Annotated in this window: 14 protein-coding genes and 3 pseudogenes; 12 read left to right on the plus strand and 5 right to left on the minus strand. The window is 54.1% G+C overall.

Annotation, left to right across the window (positions count from 1 at the left end; genetic code table 11):
• Positions 1–77 precede the first annotated feature (77 nt).
• The 3 genes and pseudogenes from ACA068_RS30210 (at position 78) to ACA068_RS30220 (ending at position 3098) form a co-directional block, all read left to right on the plus strand.
• A protein-coding gene (locus ACA068_RS30210) for an IS3 family transposase (RefSeq protein WP_497310860.1) occupies positions 78–1240 on the plus strand; the annotation gives its coding sequence in 2 pieces (ribosomal slippage) (positions 78–333 and positions 333–1240; 1164 coding nt in all).
• 69 nt (positions 1241–1309) lie between these two features.
• Positions 1310–1918, plus strand: coding sequence for a YdcF family protein (locus tag ACA068_RS30215; RefSeq protein ID WP_497310831.1), 609 nt, complete (start codon positions 1310–1312; stop codon positions 1916–1918).
• A 148-nt stretch (positions 1919–2066) separates the two neighbouring features.
• Positions 2067–3098: pseudogene (locus ACA068_RS30220) on the plus strand (IS30 family transposase).
• 604 nt (positions 3099–3702) lie between these two features.
• Here ACA068_RS30220 and ACA068_RS30225 read toward each other — a convergent pair.
• Positions 3703–3837: pseudogene (locus ACA068_RS30225) on the minus strand (IS6 family transposase); the annotation flags it as partial.
• A gap of 312 nt (positions 3838–4149) precedes the next feature.
• On the opposite strand from ACA068_RS30225, the gene ACA068_RS30230 reads away from it, so the two are divergent.
• Positions 4150–5366, plus strand: a protein-coding gene (locus tag ACA068_RS30230) for an IS3 family transposase (protein ID WP_497304932.1) whose coding sequence is annotated in 2 segments (ribosomal slippage) — positions 4150–4495 and positions 4495–5366 — 1218 coding nt in all. Because the reading frame shifts where the segments join, the coding sequence is not laid out codon by codon here.
• A 479-nt stretch (positions 5367–5845) separates the two neighbouring features.
• Here the strand turns inward: ACA068_RS30230 and ACA068_RS30235 are convergent.
• The gene (locus tag ACA068_RS30235) at positions 5846–6376 is read right to left on the minus strand and encodes a hypothetical protein (RefSeq protein WP_497310832.1); all 531 of its coding nucleotides are present in this window, start codon (positions 6374–6376) and stop codon (positions 5846–5848) included.
• Between the two features lie 386 nt (positions 6377–6762).
• On the opposite strand from ACA068_RS30235, the gene ACA068_RS30240 reads away from it, so the two are divergent.
• The 4 genes from ACA068_RS30240 (at position 6763) to tnpC (ending at position 9463) form a co-directional block, all read left to right on the plus strand.
• Entirely contained in the window at positions 6763–7092 is a 330-nt protein-coding gene (locus tag ACA068_RS30240; protein ID WP_497310833.1) for an HDOD domain-containing protein, read from the plus strand.
• A 58-nt stretch (positions 7093–7150) separates the two neighbouring features.
• Positions 7151–7474 carry an IS66-like element accessory protein TnpA gene (gene tnpA / locus ACA068_RS30245; protein WP_497310834.1) on the plus strand — a complete coding sequence of 108 codons (324 nt, stop codon included), beginning with the start codon at positions 7151–7153 and terminating at the stop codon, positions 7472–7474.
• On the plus strand, positions 7471–7806 hold the full coding sequence (gene tnpB, locus ACA068_RS30250; RefSeq protein WP_497310836.1) for an IS66 family insertion sequence element accessory protein TnpB: 336 nt from the start codon (positions 7471–7473) through the stop codon (positions 7804–7806). Before tnpA ends, tnpB begins: the two co-directional genes overlap by 4 nt.
• 61 nt (positions 7807–7867) lie before the next feature.
• A complete protein-coding gene (gene tnpC, locus ACA068_RS30255) occupies positions 7868–9463 on the plus strand; it encodes an IS66 family transposase (protein WP_497310837.1) in 1596 nt (531 codons plus the stop codon).
• 54 nt (positions 9464–9517) lie between these two features.
• Here the strand turns inward: tnpC and ACA068_RS30260 are convergent, their stop codons facing one another.
• Positions 9518–10276: a hypothetical protein gene (locus ACA068_RS30260; protein WP_497310861.1), complete on the minus strand. Its 759-nt coding sequence runs from the start codon at positions 10274–10276 to the stop codon at positions 9518–9520.
• Between the two features lie 177 nt (positions 10277–10453).
• A protein-coding gene (locus tag ACA068_RS30265) for an IS3 family transposase (RefSeq protein WP_497303394.1) occupies positions 10454–12009 on the minus strand; the annotation gives its coding sequence in 2 pieces (ribosomal slippage) (positions 10454–11542 and positions 11545–12009; 1554 coding nt in all).
• Between the two features lie 393 nt (positions 12010–12402).
• Here ACA068_RS30265 and ACA068_RS30270 point away from each other — a divergent pair.
• Both ACA068_RS30270 and ACA068_RS30275 read left to right on the plus strand, forming a co-directional pair.
• On the plus strand, positions 12403–12894 hold the full coding sequence (locus ACA068_RS30270; protein WP_497310838.1) for an HDOD domain-containing protein: 492 nt from the start codon (positions 12403–12405) through the stop codon (positions 12892–12894).
• Positions 12895–12966: 72 nt separating this feature from the next.
• On the plus strand, positions 12967–13626 hold the full coding sequence (locus tag ACA068_RS30275; protein WP_497310839.1) for an XRE family transcriptional regulator: 660 nt from the start codon (positions 12967–12969) through the stop codon (positions 13624–13626).
• Between the two features lie 157 nt (positions 13627–13783).
• Here ACA068_RS30275 and ACA068_RS30280 read toward each other — a convergent pair whose 3' ends face one another.
• Positions 13784–14128, minus strand: coding sequence for an integrase core domain-containing protein (locus ACA068_RS30280; protein ID WP_497310840.1), 345 nt, complete (start codon positions 14126–14128; stop codon positions 13784–13786).
• 87 nt (positions 14129–14215) lie between these two features.
• On the opposite strand from ACA068_RS30280, the gene ACA068_RS30285 reads away from it, so the two are divergent.
• Positions 14216–15771 (plus strand): IS3 family transposase gene (locus ACA068_RS30285; RefSeq protein ID WP_497303394.1). Its coding sequence is split into 2 segments (ribosomal slippage): positions 14216–14680 and positions 14683–15771, totalling 1554 coding nucleotides; the frame shifts between segments, so codons are not numbered across the junction.
• Between the two features lie 757 nt (positions 15772–16528).
• A pseudogene (locus ACA068_RS30290) lies at positions 16529–17001 on the plus strand (phospholipase); the annotation flags it as partial.
• Positions 17002–17011: the final 10 nt, after the last annotated feature.

Raw genomic sequence — 17011 nt, forward strand, 5'->3', positions numbered from 1 at the left:
CGGCAATGCCCAGTGTAGTGGTCTAATGAAACCGGACACCCATTTAGGCGAGAATGCTCGCCAGATCGAGGTGTCAGATGACCAAACAACGTCGTTCCTTTTCTGCTGAATTCAAACGCGAGGCTGCCGACCTCGTGCTTAAGCAAAACTACAGCTACATCGAAGCCAGTCGTTCACTCGGCGTCGGCGAGTCGGCCCTGCGCCGTTGGGTTGACCAGGTTCAGACAGAACGCCAAGGCGTCACCCCGCAAAGCAAAGCGCTGACCCCGGAACAGCAAAAAATTCAGGAACTGGAGGCCCGGATCGCCCGCCTTGAACGGGAAAAATCGATATTAAAAAAGGCTACCGCGCTCTTGATGTCGGAAGATCACGAGCGTACGCGCTGATCAATCAGCTAAGTGTCCATGAGCCGATTGATTGGCTGTGCAACGTGTTTGAAGTCAACCGCTCAAGCTATTACGCCCACCGCCTCAGGCGCCGAACGCCTGATGTTGAACGGCTTCGATTGCGCAGCCGAGTGAGCGAGTTATTTTCACAAAGTCGCAGTGCTGCCGGCAGCCGTAGCATTCTCTCGTTGATGCGTGACGATGGTGAGCAACTCGGTCGATTCAAAGTGCGCAGCTTGATGCGTGAGCTTGATCTCGTCAGTAAACAGCCAGGTTCTCATGCCTATAAACGAGCGACGATTGAACGGTTGGATATCCCGAACATCTTGAATCGGGAGTTCAATGTCCCGGCACCCAATCAGGTGTGGTGCGGCGACATCACCTACATTTGGGCTCAGGGGAAATGGCACTATCTGGCGGTCGTGCTGGATCTTTGCGCGCGTCGGGTGGTGGGCTGGGCATTGTCGGAAAAGCCGGATGCCGAGCTGGTTATTAAGGCCCTGGATATGGCTTACGAGCAACGAGGAAGGCCTCAGGGCCTGCTATTTCACTCGGATCAAGGGTCGCAATATGCGAGTCGTTTATTTCGCCAGCGGCTGTGGCGTTATCGCATGCGCCAGAGCATGAGTCGCCGGGGAAATTGCTGGGACAATGCGCCGATGGAGCGCGTGTTCCGCAGCTTGAAAACTGAATGGATACCGACCACGGGTTACAGAACTGCTCAAGAAGCCCAACGCGATATCAGCCATTTCTTGATGCATCGGTACAACTGGATTCGGCCCCATCAATTCAACGGTGGGCTGGCGCCAGCTCGGGCCGAAGAAAAACTTAACGTCGTGTCCGGGATTAGTTGACCACTACACTTAAGGGGTTGGCACAACCGGGTGTTCTGCTACATGCCCCTGCGGGTAACGGAAAATAAGATGCCGCTGTCAAAATTGATGTCATCAGTACTGAGTGACGCAAGGCAAAGACGCCCCAGCCTGCAGCAAATCATGGCTTTTGTCGGCGTTTGTGCCGTGCTTTTCGGGCTTCTCAGTATTCCGCTCCTACGCTATTCCAAGGCCTGGCTTTTTACGGAAGTTCGTCTACCGCATGCGGATTGGATCGTTGTGCTTGGCGGCGAATCCGGGCAGCGAGTGATCGGTGCCGCCGAACTTTTCCATATAGGACTCGCCCCGCGCATCCTGGTCTCTGGAGACGGGGACTGTACTCTCATTGCCTCGCGACTCGAAATGGCAGGAGTGCCCAATGAAGCCATCACTCTAGAGTGTGAGTCGCGCAATACTCGGGAAAATGCACAGTACACGCTACAAGCGCTCGCCCCAACACGGCCTCAGAGAATTATGCTGGTTACTTCGTGGACGCATTCAAACCGCGCGCTGTGTCTCTTTCGGCGAGCTTGGCCGGAGGTCGAGTGGGGCGTTCATAGTGTTTATCCAGGGGATAGCTTGAGAAATACTTTGGCCATCTATGAAGCAGGCGCGGTTATGAAAGAGTATGTATCCAATATTTTGTTAAAATATTGGTAAACGTCGGCGCTGTCCCCCATCGGATCTGCTGCTTATGGTGGGTGTTGGTGTTTTGCACTTTTACAGAAACTTCCTACATACACGGTGATTGACGATGGGCGGTCGCGAAAACTGAGTGCAACACCTCACCCTCCGGTAAGGTGCCGTCATGTCCTATACAGAACTCAGCATTGAAGAGCGCGTGACCATTCAAGTCGGGCTATATAAGAACCTTAGTAAACGCGAAATAGCCCGGATGCTGGGGCGAAGCCCGTCCACTATCAGTCGTGAGCTTCGTCGCAATGAACTCATTACCGGTTATTCGGCCCATGAGGCTCAAGCGTCGACCCGTAAACGCCGCGTAACCTGTCGACCGCTCAAGAAGCTGACCATGCGCAATGAGCGCTTTGAGCTGGTTATCCACTTGATTCGAGAACGCTTTTCTCCCGACCAAATCGCGGGCAAGCTGCGCCTTATGAAAATCAATTTTGAAGAAGCCTACGTCTGCCGCGAAACGATCTACAACGCCATCTATGCGATGCCTTTCGGGGAGTTGCACAAAGAACTGATCCAGTGCCTTCGCCCGGGAAAAAGTACCCGTAGGCCACGTTCTGGTGGGGTTGACCGTCGTGGACAGATCCCGGAGATGGTCAGTATTCACGTGCGCCCTCCGGAAATAGATGACCGCTTAATGCTCGGCCACTGGGAAGGCGACCTGATTAAGGGCAAGGATAATGGGTCGTCTGTCGGTACTCTTGTGGAACGCACGAGTGGCTATTTGATGTTGGTAAAAATGAACGATGCTACGGCGACTTCTGCTGTTCAAGGCTTCAGTGCAGCACTGAACAGCATGCCGCTGGCGGTGCGCAAAAGCATGACGTATGACCAAGGCCGCGAAATGGCAAAACATGCTGAAATCACGTAGAATACCGGGGTGACGATTTACTTTTGTGACCCGCATAGCCCTTGGCAGCGCGGCAGTAATGAGAATATTAATGGCTTGATTCACCAGTACCTGCCCAAGGGCACGGATTTGTCGGTACATAGTCAGGAAGCATTGGATGCCATTTCGTATCAAATGAATATTCGTCCCCGCAAACGCTCCGATTACAAATGTCCGATTAAAGTGATTACAGAGGTGATGGGAGTGGATGATTACAATCAAAAGAACACCTTGCCATCAAAAGGAATGAAATATTGAAGGACAACAACTCTGAAAAAATAGACATTTTGCATAGAATGCCGAACGGGTATCGTTGGTGCCTGCTAATGTCAATAGCGTTGATATTAAGTACTTTATGCCTCCTGGGTATATACTATACCGCTGAATTTGCCAGTCGTATAATCAACCATTTTCATGCGTATTATTCACTTTTTATAATGGCGGGGTATGCGCTTCTAATGTTTTCGGCGGTGTTTGTCTCCATGTTTGCGATTATCACAACTTGCTCATATTTTGTTTGCACAAAAAAATTCATGCTGCTATTTTTTTCGGAACGGTGGTGATTATTGCTTTGAGTTTGCTTTTAATATTCTATCCAGCTGGGCACATATAGTTCCACTGTCGTTTTGTATATTCAATCTTCACAACTTTGAAAGATTTTTTGTGGTTTTTTTCCTGCTGTCTTTGCAGGTGGTTGTTTGGATTTTTTGTAGTACAGAGAAAAACATTCAGTTTGAACAAATGGTAACCAAGCAGAGAGTTTTTGCCATTTTTCTAAGCACGAAGTCGGGATAATTAAAAACCAAAGTGCACAACGGGGAGCCTAAAAATCCGGAAAAATCGCACTACAAGGGCTTCCCGAAATACCGCGCTCGGCCATCATCTGCTCCAGATGACGCAGACTCAGCGGATAAACGACGTACCAGTGCACCCACAGCAACATCACATCCAGCGGGTAGTGCAGGAGCTTCAAAACGGTCGCGATGTCGGCACTCATCAGAAACTTACGGTATCCATTTCGCGGGTCAGACAGTCTACGCAACGCTTAGTGCGACAGATCCCTCAATCGTATGCCCGGTGTTTTGCAAGGTAGTTGTCACGTCAGCCATTTTGTACATAGTTTTATGCTGCTTTTTTATCCTGCTGCTGCTCTCGTTCCGGGTTCAGCAGCACCGTGCCAATCGGCTCCCAGTTGCGTGTATGGCCTGACCAGCGCTCCGGCATTTTCTCCTTGGCGAGTGGACGAGCCCCATGAAAGACAGGACACCGTTTCCCCCTTAAGATAAGGGATAGGCAAACGGTTATGTATATGACTAATAGTAGTGATAAGGGTGGGGAGCTGCTGGGCCAGGAGCGTCGTCGCCGTTGGAGCCCAGAGCAAAAGCTGGCGATGGTTCGCGAGAGTCTGCAACCAGGACAAAGTGTTTCGGTCGTGGCCCGGCGCCATGGCGTGAATGCCAACCAACTCTTCCAATGGCGCAAGCTTTATCAGAATGGCAGCCTCTCGGCGGTCAGTGCCGGAGAGACCGTAGTGCCGGCTTCTGAATTGGCCGACGCACTCAAACAGATCCGTGAGTTACAACGGATGCTGGGCAAGAAAACCATGCAAGTCGAGATCCTTCAGGAAGCCGTGGAGATTGCTCGGTCGCGAAAATGGATTGCGCACTCACCCTTGTTGCCGGGGGACGACCTGTGAAGCTGATCAGTGAAAGTCTCGGTGTAGCGCGCTCGCAATTAACGGTTCGACTCAAGCCAGCTGCACGGCCCGCAAGGCGTCGTCCAAGAATGGACGATGCCGCTTTGGTCAAAGAGATTCAGTCTGAAGTCAGTGAGTTGCCCAGCTATGGCTACCGCCGTGTGTGGGGTTTGCTCCGTCGTCGGCGCGAACAACAAAGTCAGGCGCCAATCAACGTCAAACGGGTCTATCGCGTGATGCGCGATCATCAGTTACTGCTGGAGCGTCGAATTAAACAGCCCGGAGTGGCGCGCCGCCATGAAGGCCGCATCGCAGTGGCCACCAGCGATACCCGCTGGTGCTCTGACGGGTTTGAGTTTCGCTGTGAAGACGGCGACAAGCTGAGCGTGACCTTCGCCCTGGACTGCTGCGACCGCGAAGCCATCGGCTGGGTGGCCAGCCCGACGGGGTACAGCGGCGACGATATCCGCGATCTGATGCTGGAAGCGGTGGAAACACGCTTCGGTGAAGAACCGCCTGCCACCCCGGTGCAATGGCTGAGCGATAACGGCTCGGCCTACATCGCTGAACAGACACGCCAGTTTGCCCGACAGATCGGTTTACAGCCGGTGACGACACCGGTGCGCAGCCCGCAGAGCAACGGCATGGCCGAGAGCTTCGTTAAAACGATGAAGCGCGACTACGTCGCGCACATGCCCAAACCTGACCGGGAAACCGCCTTGCGCAACCTGACGGTTGCCTTTGAGCATTACAACGAGGAGCATCCGCACAGCGCTCTAAAATACCGTTCACCGCGGGAGTTTAGGCGTTTGGCAGCGGCATCAATTTAACGGGGTATTGGTGTCCGGTTTAGCAGGGGCCAGTCCAAAAGATCCCCCCATTACGCCTCAGTAGCGGGGTTTTTTTTCATCGTTGAAAGCTCGGCTCGGTACGGAACGTACACCATGATTTGTCTTTATGATGCATACGCAGCTTCTGGCCACCACCACCATATCGCGACATTGGGACCTGGTATGGCGTTTCATGGTCTCTACGTAATTACCAGCCTTCCCACGGTTCTCACCCGGGGTAGTGAAGAGTTCTACTCGTTCATCGTGTCGGACTTAACGGGACGTATGCCCTGCTTGATTCCAGTACATAGAACTCACTGGCAGCAAACACCGGAATTTGAATCGCAGCGAGTTCTGATCGAGGGGAAGACTGTCCTCATACAAGAGAACTTGACGGCCCTCGTCCGAGACCTGGAGCCGGTGAAAATAATCTGGTGAGCAAAAAAAAACCTTCTGGCCCGAAGTCCAGAAGGTTTCTCTTATGTCAGCGCCCTGATGCAGGCCTGACTCAATGCAACGCGGGTGAAGCTGGCCATCGTGAGAACCTGATAGGCAGCGGCAACCCTCCCCTCCTCCAGCGCCGCAGTCGCCAACGCATAAAGGGCGTCGGCCGGCACAAGCTCAGTCTCTAAGCTTCTGGAATCCTCGAACACGATCGTGATCTCATCATCGGACGTCAGTGATTGGCCTGAGCACAGCCCATCAAAAACACCCGGAGCCTGGGACAGCACGAGGTCGAAGAACTCAACGAAGGCGCGAAGCTCGGCAGACTTCTCGTCAGACCAAGAGGTGCGCCCAGTGTCGAGGGAAGTTTTAACTGTGTGAAGCCCGTACTCAACAGCATCCACCTCACGCAGAAGATCCTGATCTGCGGAAAGAAGCGCCTCAGTGAGCTGAGCGCCTGTACGCGCATCAGCCACACGGATGACTTCAAGATCACCGCCCGCGTCGCTGTAACGGCACTGGGAGATGACACGGATCATGGCTTCATAGGAGGTGTCAGCGTCCACAACATCACTGAAGGCTTCCCCATTAGGGAATGGGGCCTGAAATGAGCAGGGACCGAGAATTGAGTTGAGTAGTTTGTGATTGCTGAATCATGGGGAATCTCCTGAAAGAGTATGCAGTTGAGGCGTTCCGCCTAACGGCCTTGCAACAGGAGATGGTCAACAGGAAGTTATAATCGTGCCCACACAGAACAGTACTTTCGGATACTGTCAAGGCTATATTTAATCATGGCTGAGTACTGTTATGCGTTATTATAGTGGCCCTTGGGAATTACCATACGGACTAGCATATGGTGGCCAATTTCTGCGAGAACCACCCGAAACGTTGGGGTCACCCTGCACCCAACGCTACAATTCGCACCGCGAATCGACCTAACCTGCGAGAGACTATGAGAAACCTGGAGCGGATATTTAAACGACCCGCAGCACTGCCAACGATCTCGACTGTTGTCATGGACCTGTACGAGATGACAAAGGACTCCGCGGTTCCTCTGTCGAACATCGTGAAAAATATAAGTGTTGACCAGGTCTTGGCGGCGAAGGTGCTGAGAACAGCCAACTCCGCATATTTTGGCCGTAGCGGGTCAGTGTCGCGCCTCGAGGATGCAATTTCGACCATCGGGATACACACGCTGCGAACCACTATCATCACGAACGGTCTGATGAAAGGTAAGCGGATGGCGAACTCATCTTCCCGACCAAGAGATCAAGAGCGATAAGGGCAAAAGCGTCCACGATTTTTAAGCGGACGCAATTACCCTTAACCTCAGGATTCCCATGCGCAAACGCCACACCTACTCCAAAACCCTCAAAGCCCAAGTCGTTCAGGAATGCCAGCAACCGGGCATCTCTGTCTCCAGTGTCGCCTTGAGGCACGGGATCAATGCCAATGTCGTCCGTAGATGGCTTCCGCCCAAACGCAATAATACGGTCGCGAACTTGCCTGCTTTTGTGCCCTTGCAACTCGCCACCACGGATCAAGCAAAGTCTGAGACATCGATCAGCATCCAGATACCGTACGAACAAGGGGCCGTGACTGTAATGTGGCCTGCTGCTGACCCGGTAGGATGTGCCCGATTTGTTCGCGGACTGACACGATGATCCGCGTCGACTCAATCTGGCTCGCCACCGAGCCGATGGACATGCGGGCAGGTACCGAGACAGCGCTGGCCAGAGTGATCGCAGTGTTCGGTGCGGCGAAGCCGCACTGTGCTTATCTGTTTGCCAACCGCCGCGCCACTCGGATGAAAGTTCTGGTGCATGACGGGTTTGGCATTTGGCTGGCGGCTCGCCGGTTGAATCAAGGTAAGTTCCACTGGCCAGGCATTCGGCATGGCTCTGAAATGGAATTGGATGGCGAGCAACTTCAAGCCTTGGTACTGGGCTTGCCATGGCAACGCGTGGGATCTGGCGCCGCGATCACACTGCTTTAACGGCTGCCATTAGCCTATCGGTCTATCGCCGCGAATTGCCCGCTCTGGCAAAATCCGCAGCATGACTTCTTCGGCCAATCTCGATCACATGTCCCCCGACCAACTGCGGGCATTCGCTGCGCAGTTGCTGTCGCAAGTCGAGACCATGGGCAAGACGGTCGAGACCATGGGCAAGACGGTCGAAACGATGGGCAAGAAGATCAACCGCGACCAAACGGTTATCGAGAAGCTGACCCATGAGATCGCGCAGCTCAAGCGCTTGAAATTTGCCAAGCGCAGCGAGCAGATGAATCCGCAGCAGGCCAGTTTGCTCGATGATCTGATCGATACCGATATCGCGGCGATTGAAGCAGAGCTTCAGGCCTTGCAAGCAGTGCCAGCGGCGACCGAAAAAAAGCAAAAACCTAAGCGCACTGCGTTGCCGGCGGAATTCCCACGCACGCTGATCCATCACGAACCGGACAACACCCACTGCCCATGTGGCTGCGCCCTCAAGCGTATCGGTGAGGACGTCAGCGAGAAGCTGGACTACATGCCCGGCGTATTTACCGTTGAACGCCATGTGCGTGGCAAATGGGTCTGCGATGACTGCGAAACGCTCATCCAGGCACCGGTTCCGGCGCAGATCATTGATAAGGGAATCCCGACCGCTGGGCTGCTGGCCCACGTCATGATTGCCAAGTTTGCTGACCATTTGCCGCTTTACCGGCAGGAATCGATCTTTGGTCGAGCGGGCCTGGCGATTCCACGCTCAACCTTGGCTCAATGGGTTGGCGAGACTGGAGTTCAGTTGCAGCCGCTGGTCGATTCGCTGCGCGACGTGGTAATCGGGCAGCAGGTTATTCATGCCGATGAAACACCGGTGCAGATGCTCATCCCGGGAACAAAGAAAACTCACCGTTCCTATGTTTGGGCCTACGCCACCAGCCAGTTCTCGGATGTGGCAGCGGTGGTTTATGACTTCAGCCCCAGCCGTGCCGGAGAGCATGCTCGCAACTTCCTGAAAGGCTGGAGGGGCAAGCTGGTCTGTGACGATTTTGGCGGTTACAAAGCCAGTTTCGAACTCGGCGTGACCGAAATCGGTTGCATGGCCCATGCACGGCGCAAGTTTTTCGAGCTGCATGCTACGAATAAAAGCACGCTTGCTGAGCAAGCCCTGCGCTATATCCAGTTGTTGTACGAAATCGAGAGCGAAGTCCGAGATCTGAAACCGGATTTACGGCGTCGAATACGGCAAGAAAAAGCCGTACCGGTAATGGAAAAGCTGCATGCCTGGATGATCGCCCAGCGTGACCTCGTGCCCGAAGGTTCGGCGATCAGCAGAGCGCTGGATTACAGCCTCAAACGCTGGGCAGGGCTGTCGCGCTACCTCGATGACGGGGCCATCCCAATAGACAACAATTGGTGTGAGAACCAGATCCGGCCGTGGGCGCTTGGACGCAAGAACTGGCTCTTCGCAGGGTCGCTACGCAGCGGCAAAAGGGCAGCTGCGATCATGAGTCTGATCCAGTCGGCGCGGCTGAATGGTCATGATCCGTATGAGTATCTCAAAGATGTGCTGACGCGGCTGCCGACGCAGCGGGCCAGTGAGATTGACCAACTACTGCCGCATCAGTGGGCGCCCGACAGAGTCACGCAAGATTTACGCCCGGTTTAACTACCAGCGACGTTGGGGGATGATCTTGTGCAACCTTTTTCGCTAGCTGTTTGGCTAGGGCAGCTGTCCCGGATCAGATTGCACGAGGTGATGCCAAGGGAATATTCCCTTGCTGAAATGATTAACATATCCGCCCTGTGTCGCCTGTATGACCATCAATTGCAGGTTCGGTCGGATTGCCTGAAGTGACTGGAGTTGTTCCAGCGTGAGGCATGTATTACGCAAATACAGGCCCCTTAGTGGATCACACGCAGCGCTGCGCAGCAGTCGCTCATACGATGCAAAGGATGTGATGACACCTTCATGGCGTTCATTCGACCAAGTAAATTGCAGCTCGGTTGATTCTGTGAAGTCCAATACGGTTAGCCTTGGCAGATTCGTGGATTTTGCAAGGTTCTCAATAAACCTTTGGGTGTCCGAACCACCGCCAACATGCAGAGCCGAGAGATGAGGCAATTCCACTTGGAAAAATGTTGAATCTGGGGCATTTGGTACTATAAGTTCGGAAAGATAAGGTGCCTTTTGCACAAACCGCGCAACCTCCCCGCCCTCTTCCATGTTGGTGCCGGAGCGCTGAATGAGTGAAATGTTGTGATCCTGCGGCTCAGTCGGTCGGATTGAAAGAGACCTGAGGATGGGAAAGCTAACCTGAGTGTCGAGTAAGGAAGTAAATTCCCATTCGCGCGTACCATTCGCCCCCTCGTCAGGCCCCGAAAAAGCAAGAGAGCTAATGGTGTCGGCCACGGGTTCTTCGGCTAGGCATTCGAGAACCCATTGAAATGGCTCGTCCCACAGTTCGCCGTAGAACTCCACATGCAAACCACCCCTCATAGGCGCAATGGCCAAATAGTTGTAATCGCTTACCCAAAGCGGGTGATCTGCCGCCTCAAGGCATACGCCTTTATCGGACAGGGCATCTCTAGTGAAGTCATAGATACGATTTTGGAGGGCACGGCGTTTTTCAAGGTAGTTGTCGCGTCAACCGTCTAACTATGCCGCTATTTTCTCGATCTGTTGCTCTCGATCCGGGTTCAGCAGCACGGTGCCGATCGGCTCCCAGTTACGCGTCTGGCCTGACCATCGTTCCGGTTTTTTCTCCTTGGCTCGTTCGTACAGCTCATGTCGCCGGGCCAAGACCTGATGATCCAGCCCCCGATGCCGCTCAGCCGGTGTGACGAACCGGATACGACTATGCCGGTGCTCGTTGTTGTACCAGCGCATAAAGTCCCTCACCCAAGCGCGTGAAGCGTCCAAACTGACAAAGCCATCCTGCGGCCATTGCGGGCAGTATTTCAGCGTTCTAAACAGCGACTCCGAGTAGGGATTGTCGTTGCTCACACGCGGCCGGCCCCGCGAGGGCGTGATGCCCAGTTCGTACATCTTGCTCAGCAGCGTCACCGACTTCATCGGCGCGCCGTTGTCCGAGTGCAGCACCAGCGGTTCGTGCAAACACTGCTCTGCGATCACGCTGCGTTGCAGCAGTGCGGCGGCTTTCTCCCCGCTTTCTGCGTCGTAGACCTCCCAGCCCACGGCCTTGCGGCTGTAAATATCCTCGATCAGATAGAGGTAGTAATACTTGCCGCGTATCGGCGAGGGCAGATACGTGATGTCCCATGACCACACCTGATTGGGCGCTTTGGCCGCATGCGTCGTCGGTGCTGCGTGCCTTCTGGGTCGCTGGCTGCGGCCTCGATGTTGCTGTTGGCCTGCCGCACGTAGAACGCGATAAAACGTCGACTCCGACGCCAGATAACACGCTTGATCGGCCAGTCGTGGCACGATCTGGCTCGGCGGCAAGTGGACGTACTCCGGGCTGTTACACAGCGTCACGATGGTCTGACGCTCGACTTCGCTCAGTGCATTTCGCGGTGTTGGCCGTGTGACAGTCGTTCGGGCATCTGCCGGGATAACGTCTGTTTCAGTCCACCGCTGCAAGGTTCGCAGCGATAGACCGACTTCCCGGCAGGCCCTGATTTTTCTGGCGCCTGCCGCGACCGCGCTACCCAGCCAGGCAACGAGCAACTGGCGCTCTGGCAAAGACGTTAGTTGTCCTCGTTGTCGTTCGTCCCCCAGTAGTCGTTGAGCTTTTTTCGCAGCACCAACAACGCGGCTGTTTCAGCGAGCGCCTTGTCTTTGCGGCGCAGTTCGCGCTCAAGTTCCTGGATGCGTTTCTTGTCTTTGCGAGCTTGCTCGCGATCTTCTTTTTGCTGGGCTTTATCTGCCTTCTGACCGTTGATGCAGGCCTGCCGCCAGGCCGTAATTTGCTCAGGGTAAAGGCCTTTGCGGCGGCAGTATTCACCCAGGTCGATCTCGGATAAACCGGCGGCTTCGAGCACGACAGCAAACTTGGTTTCGGCTGACCAGTTTTCGGCCAACGACTTGTTTTCGGACACTGCACTTCCTTCAGAACTGAGCTGCTTGCGCCAGTTGGACAAAGACATTTCGCTGACCCCTTCGCGCCGGGAAACCTCGGCCATCGACAGGTTCTGCGGGGGAAGCAGCATCTTGAGTAATGCGGCTCTGCGTTCAGGTGAATAGTACGGCACGACCAGTCTCTTTCCGCCCCCGATATGCTTTTTAAGGAAAAATCGGAGAGGCGACAACTATCCTGACACCGGGGGGGCAAGCAGACGTTGATAACCTGATGTAGATAATGGATGTGGCATACGCTCTCGCAGAGTGGGTTCATATCAAGCTAGTGTAGGGGGAAGGCCGGCCCCAAAACATTCCGCCACCCTAGTGTGGCTAGGCTACACACCCGTGTCACCAGTTGCTATATGGGGAGCTATTGCTGCCCGGGGGGTGCCAACTTAATCACACAAAATATGTTGGGCAAATCATGCTTGGCAAGGGGATTGTCAGCTGTAGTCGCAGATACGTAATGTTCGTAAGCAATTGGCGAAGTCGTCTAGGCAAGATGTCTTAGGCAGACGCTTACGATGAAAGCGATTCCAGAAGTGCAAGGCATCGATATGCCCGCCTATTGGAAAATGGGGCTTCATACCGCGTTCATGGCTTCTCACCTGGCTGCAAAAAAAGACCATGACCGTGATGAGGCATTCACGACAGGATTAATGCAGGGTTTGGGCGTGCTATTGATTCACCTTGTCATGCCGAATGAGGCGTCTGAAGTAATTCAACACGTAGCCCCTTTGGACTTTATGAAACGGCGAGCAGTTGAAAAGGATCTACTAGGCTTTGACAACGCAGAGGTGGCCGCTGAGCTCCTCAAACGTTGGAAATTCCCGGTGGCAATCCAAAAAGCGTTGCTCACGTATTCCAATGTTGAGCCACTACCCGATAAACTTGGCCAATTGCTATCAGTATCCTCGGCCTTCGCTTTTAGTGTTGTCTCGGGGTTGGATGAATCTTCAGTTACCGAACGTGTTGATCCCAATGTCATTTTCAGATTCGGCTTAGCTCAAGATTGATGGGCTGTCAGCCGAGATAGGGTATCCGCTTCGGTGAATTTGATGATTGTATGAAAACGAAAAGGATTCGTCGTGCTTAAAGGGCTCCGCCTTTATCAGGCCATAATTGACAGAAGTGATCTGCTATCTGTTCCGTTCGCAGTTGCCAGTAATCAGTGTGGATTCACTGCGGACTCTCTTGCCAGTTGCTTCGGCGATGTGTCGAGGTCCAAGCCGCATGTGTTACTCGATGTTCTGGATCGCAAACGTATCGATAAAATTGCCGCATTTTTAGGCTGCTCTGGGTTTCGTGTGCTGCAAATGGCAGACGTGTTCTGTTGGTCGGATTATTGCTTGATCCAGTCCTCCGCTGTGTTCAAGTCTTCTTTAAATGCACAGGACAGCCGAGAAGCCGCGGACTACTTTGACTCCGTCACGAAATCGAACGTCGCCGGCTCAGCGGAATTCATCATTGATGAACTGATTGCCGCAACGTGGTCTACCGATCTGAGGGAGGCGGCGGAAAAGACGCAGATACCATTTTTGAAGCTACGCTCCTGGCGTGCCGGAAAGCCCATGCCGACATTGAAGGATTTGGAGGCCATTCGAGTCCTCGCAAAGCACCTAGATATGGGGACGCCATTGGTGATGATGGCCCTTGGTGTGATCACGCCAAACGACTTCATGATTGATGGTATGGCGGTCGACATTGAGTCCGAGCTGAACCATGCTTTGGACGTAGGGATTCTGTAAATATCGCCCGCAAATACCCGCTCAAAATGCGCGAAAATAACACATACTGTTAAGATACTGGATGATTTACAAGATCTTAACCAGGCATATTGGTTGGATCTTCCTTTTGCCCAGGACGGTACGTGTCAAGGTACCTGTCGCCTTAGTACTGCTGTGGCTAACCCATTGCGTCCTTAACTTCAGGGCGTTCTGGGTTCAAATACACCGCATCTGCCAGCTTCCAGTTGCGTGTCCTGGTACTCCAGCGGCTCGGATTCGCTTCCTTGGCCTTTTCATAAAGCGCTGCTCTAGCTTGTAATAAAGCCGTCGCTTTGCCTTCGTGTCGCTCGTTTGGTGTCACGTATTTCAAGGCACTGTGGCGGTGATCTTCGTTGTACCACTCGATGAATTTCTGCACCCAGAGCCTTGCATCAGTGACCGTATCAAAAGGTTGATCCGGCCAGAGTGGGCAGTACTTGGCGGTGCGGAAAAGTGCCTCGGCATAGGCGTTATCGTTGCTCACCCTTGGCCGGCTCCCCCGGTGTCAGGATAGTTGTCGCCTCTCCGATTTTTCCTTAAAAAGCATATCGGGGGCGGAAAGAGACTGGTCGTGCCGTACTATTCACCTGAACGCAGAGCCGCATTACTCAAGATGCTGCTTCCCCCGCAGAACCTGTCGATGGCCGAGGTTTCCCGGCGCGAAGGGGTCAGCGAAATGTCTTTGTCCAACTGGCGCAAGCAGCTCAGTTCTGAAGGAAGTGCAGTGTCCGAAAACAAGTCGTTGGCCGAAAACTGGTCAGCCGAAACCAAGTTTGCTGTCGTGCTCGAAGCCGCCGGTTTATCCGAGATCGACCTGGGTGAATACTGCCGCCGCAAAGGCCTTTACCCTGAGCAAATTACGGCCTGGCGGCAGGCCTGCATCAACGGTCAGAAGGCAGATAAAGCCCAGCAAAAAGAAGATCGCGAGCAAGCTCGCAAAGACAAGAAACGCATCCAGGAACTTGAGCGCGAACTGCGCCGCAAAGACAAGGCGCTCGCTGAAACAGCCGCGTTGTTGGTGCTGCGAAAAAAGCTCAACGACTACTGGGGGACGAACGACAACGAGGACAACTAACGTCTTTGCCAGAGCGCCAGTTGCTCGTTGCCTGGCTGGGTAGCGCGGTCGCGGCAGGCGCCAGAAAAATCAGGGCCTGCCGGGAAGTCGGTCTATCGCTGCGAACCTTGCAGCGGTGGACTGAAACAGACGTTATCCCGGCAGATGCCCGAACGACTGTCACACGGCCAACACCGCGAAATGCACTGAGCGAAGTCGAGCGTCAGACCATCGTGACGCTGTGTAACAGCCCGGAGTACGTCCACTTGCCGCCGAGCCAGATCGTGCCACGACTGGCCGATCAAGCGTGTTATCTGGCGTCGGAGTCGACGTTTTATCGCGTTCTACGTGCGGCAGGCCAACAGCAACATCGAGGCCGCAGCCAGCGACCCAGAAGGCACGCAGCACCGACGACGCATGCGGCCAAAGCGCCCAATCAGGTGTGGTCATGGGACATCACGTATCTGCCCTCGCCGATACGCGGCAAGTATTACTACCTCTATCTGATCGAGGATATTTACAGCCGCAAGGCCGTGGGCTGGGAGGTCTACGACGCAGAAAGCGGGGAGAAAGCCGCCGCACTGCTGCAACGCAGCGTGATCGCAGAGCAGTGTTTGCACGAACCGCTGGTGCTGCACTCGGACAACGGCGCGCCGATGAAGTCGGTGACGCTGCTGAGCAAGATGTACGAACTGGGCATCACGCCCTCGCGGGGCCGGCCGCGTGTGAGCAACGACAATCCCTACTCGGAGTCGCTGTTTAGAACGCTGAAATACTGCCCGCAATGGCCGCAGGATGGCTTTGTCAGTTTGGACGCTTCACGCGCTTGGGTGAGGGACTTTATGCGCTGGTACAACAACGAGCACCGGCATAGTCGTATCCGGTTCGTCACACCGGCTGAGCGGCATCGGGGGCTGGATCATCAGGTCTTGGCCCGGCGACATGAGCTGTACGAACGAGCCAAGGAGAAAAAACCGGAACGATGGTCAGGCCAGACGCGTAACTGGGAGCCGATCGGCACCGTGCTGCTGAACCCGGATCGAGAGCAACAGATCGAGAAAATAGCGGCATAGTTAGACGGTTGACGCGACAACTACCTTGAAAAACGCCGCAGGCGCCATGTGCTGTATCAGCAAGCTCGTAATCAACACCCTCATCGCTGGTCAGGCGCGACGCGTAATTGGCAGCCCATTGGGGTTGTCACGCTTAACCCGGAAAGGGAGCTGCCGGTACTGAAAATAGCTGCATAAAAACACGGTTGACGCGACAACTACCTTGCAAAACGCCGTTACCTCGACCTTATTGAATAGACTCTATTGCGCTGACGATCTGGCGCTGTAGGAGAAACTCCTGATCCGTCCCGTTGACCAGATCAACTTGCAAGCCGTGATGAACTAGAAAGCCAACATCGACCAAACTGCCGCCATGCTGGACCTGAAAGAGATGACCCAGGGTGCGCTGATCGGCAAGCTATGCGCCTACACCACGTCAAACCCGACACAACGTGCGATCTTGGGGGGAGCAGGGCTGCCAATCTGACAGCCTGGTCAATTGCAGTTAATGTCACCGCCGCCAGGCTTGCCGATCCGCCCGACATCAGCTTGAGCCTTCGCCGAAGTCATAGGTCATAGGTCATAGGTCATAGGTCATAGGTCATAGGTCATCGCATGACTTAAAATATAGCCGTCAGCTGTATTTCATCGCCGTCGTCAGAAAGCGCGTAGGAAAATATGACTCCTTGACGTAGGAACATTCTCGACTTACTTTGTCTTAGCTGTATATATATACAGTTTATTAGGAGTCAACCTACGACATCTCAAGGAGCTAGGAATGTCAGGTCTACACAAGCAACTCAGGAACAACCGAAACAGGTCATTGCACGTTTCGATGATCTTTTTACTGAGCACGGTATCGCTATTACCGGGGACAACGATCATCTGGTGCTGCACATTGCTGAGCATCACAGTCATCCGCAGCCACCAACGTATCTCAAAACATTGAAAGGCAAGCCAGTGCTCAAGTTCGAAGCCGGCGAACACACTGCCATTGGCGACAACATCCTGCTGCGCTTTGTCGAAAACGCTGAGCCGATCCTCGCCCATAATGTTCAATTGCACCTGCCCAACGGGCTCGCACCAACCTACGGCCAGGTGATGGCATTGGGCGGTGATTACTATGGCATCCCGGATCGCCCGATCAGCGACGGCACCACCCCGGCGGATCGCTTGCAGCGCTTTATCGACGCTTTCAACACCTTGGCCGTGTTGTCCGCTTCCAAAGTCGAGGCGGTAGCAATCCTAGGGGGCGTTCTCA

The organism is Pseudomonas sp. LBUM1660 (assembly GCF_059695935.1).

What these genes read in the sequence shown, in the direction of transcription:
- ACA068_RS30215 (WP_497310831.1), top strand. Translation starts at nt 1,310, where the DNA reads ATGCCGCTGTCAAAATTGATGTCATCAGTACTGAGTGACGCAAGGCAA.
- ACA068_RS30240 (WP_497310833.1), top strand. Translation starts at nt 6,763, where the DNA reads ATGAGAAACCTGGAGCGGATATTTAAACGACCCGCAGCACTGCCAACG.
- tnpA (WP_497310834.1), top strand. Translation starts at nt 7,151, where the DNA reads ATGCGCAAACGCCACACCTACTCCAAAACCCTCAAAGCCCAAGTCGTT.
- tnpB (WP_497310836.1), top strand. Translation starts at nt 7,471, where the DNA reads ATGATCCGCGTCGACTCAATCTGGCTCGCCACCGAGCCGATGGACATG.
- tnpC (WP_497310837.1), top strand. Translation starts at nt 7,868, where the DNA reads ATGACTTCTTCGGCCAATCTCGATCACATGTCCCCCGACCAACTGCGG.
- ACA068_RS30270 (WP_497310838.1), top strand. Translation starts at nt 12,403, where the DNA reads ATGAAAGCGATTCCAGAAGTGCAAGGCATCGATATGCCCGCCTATTGG.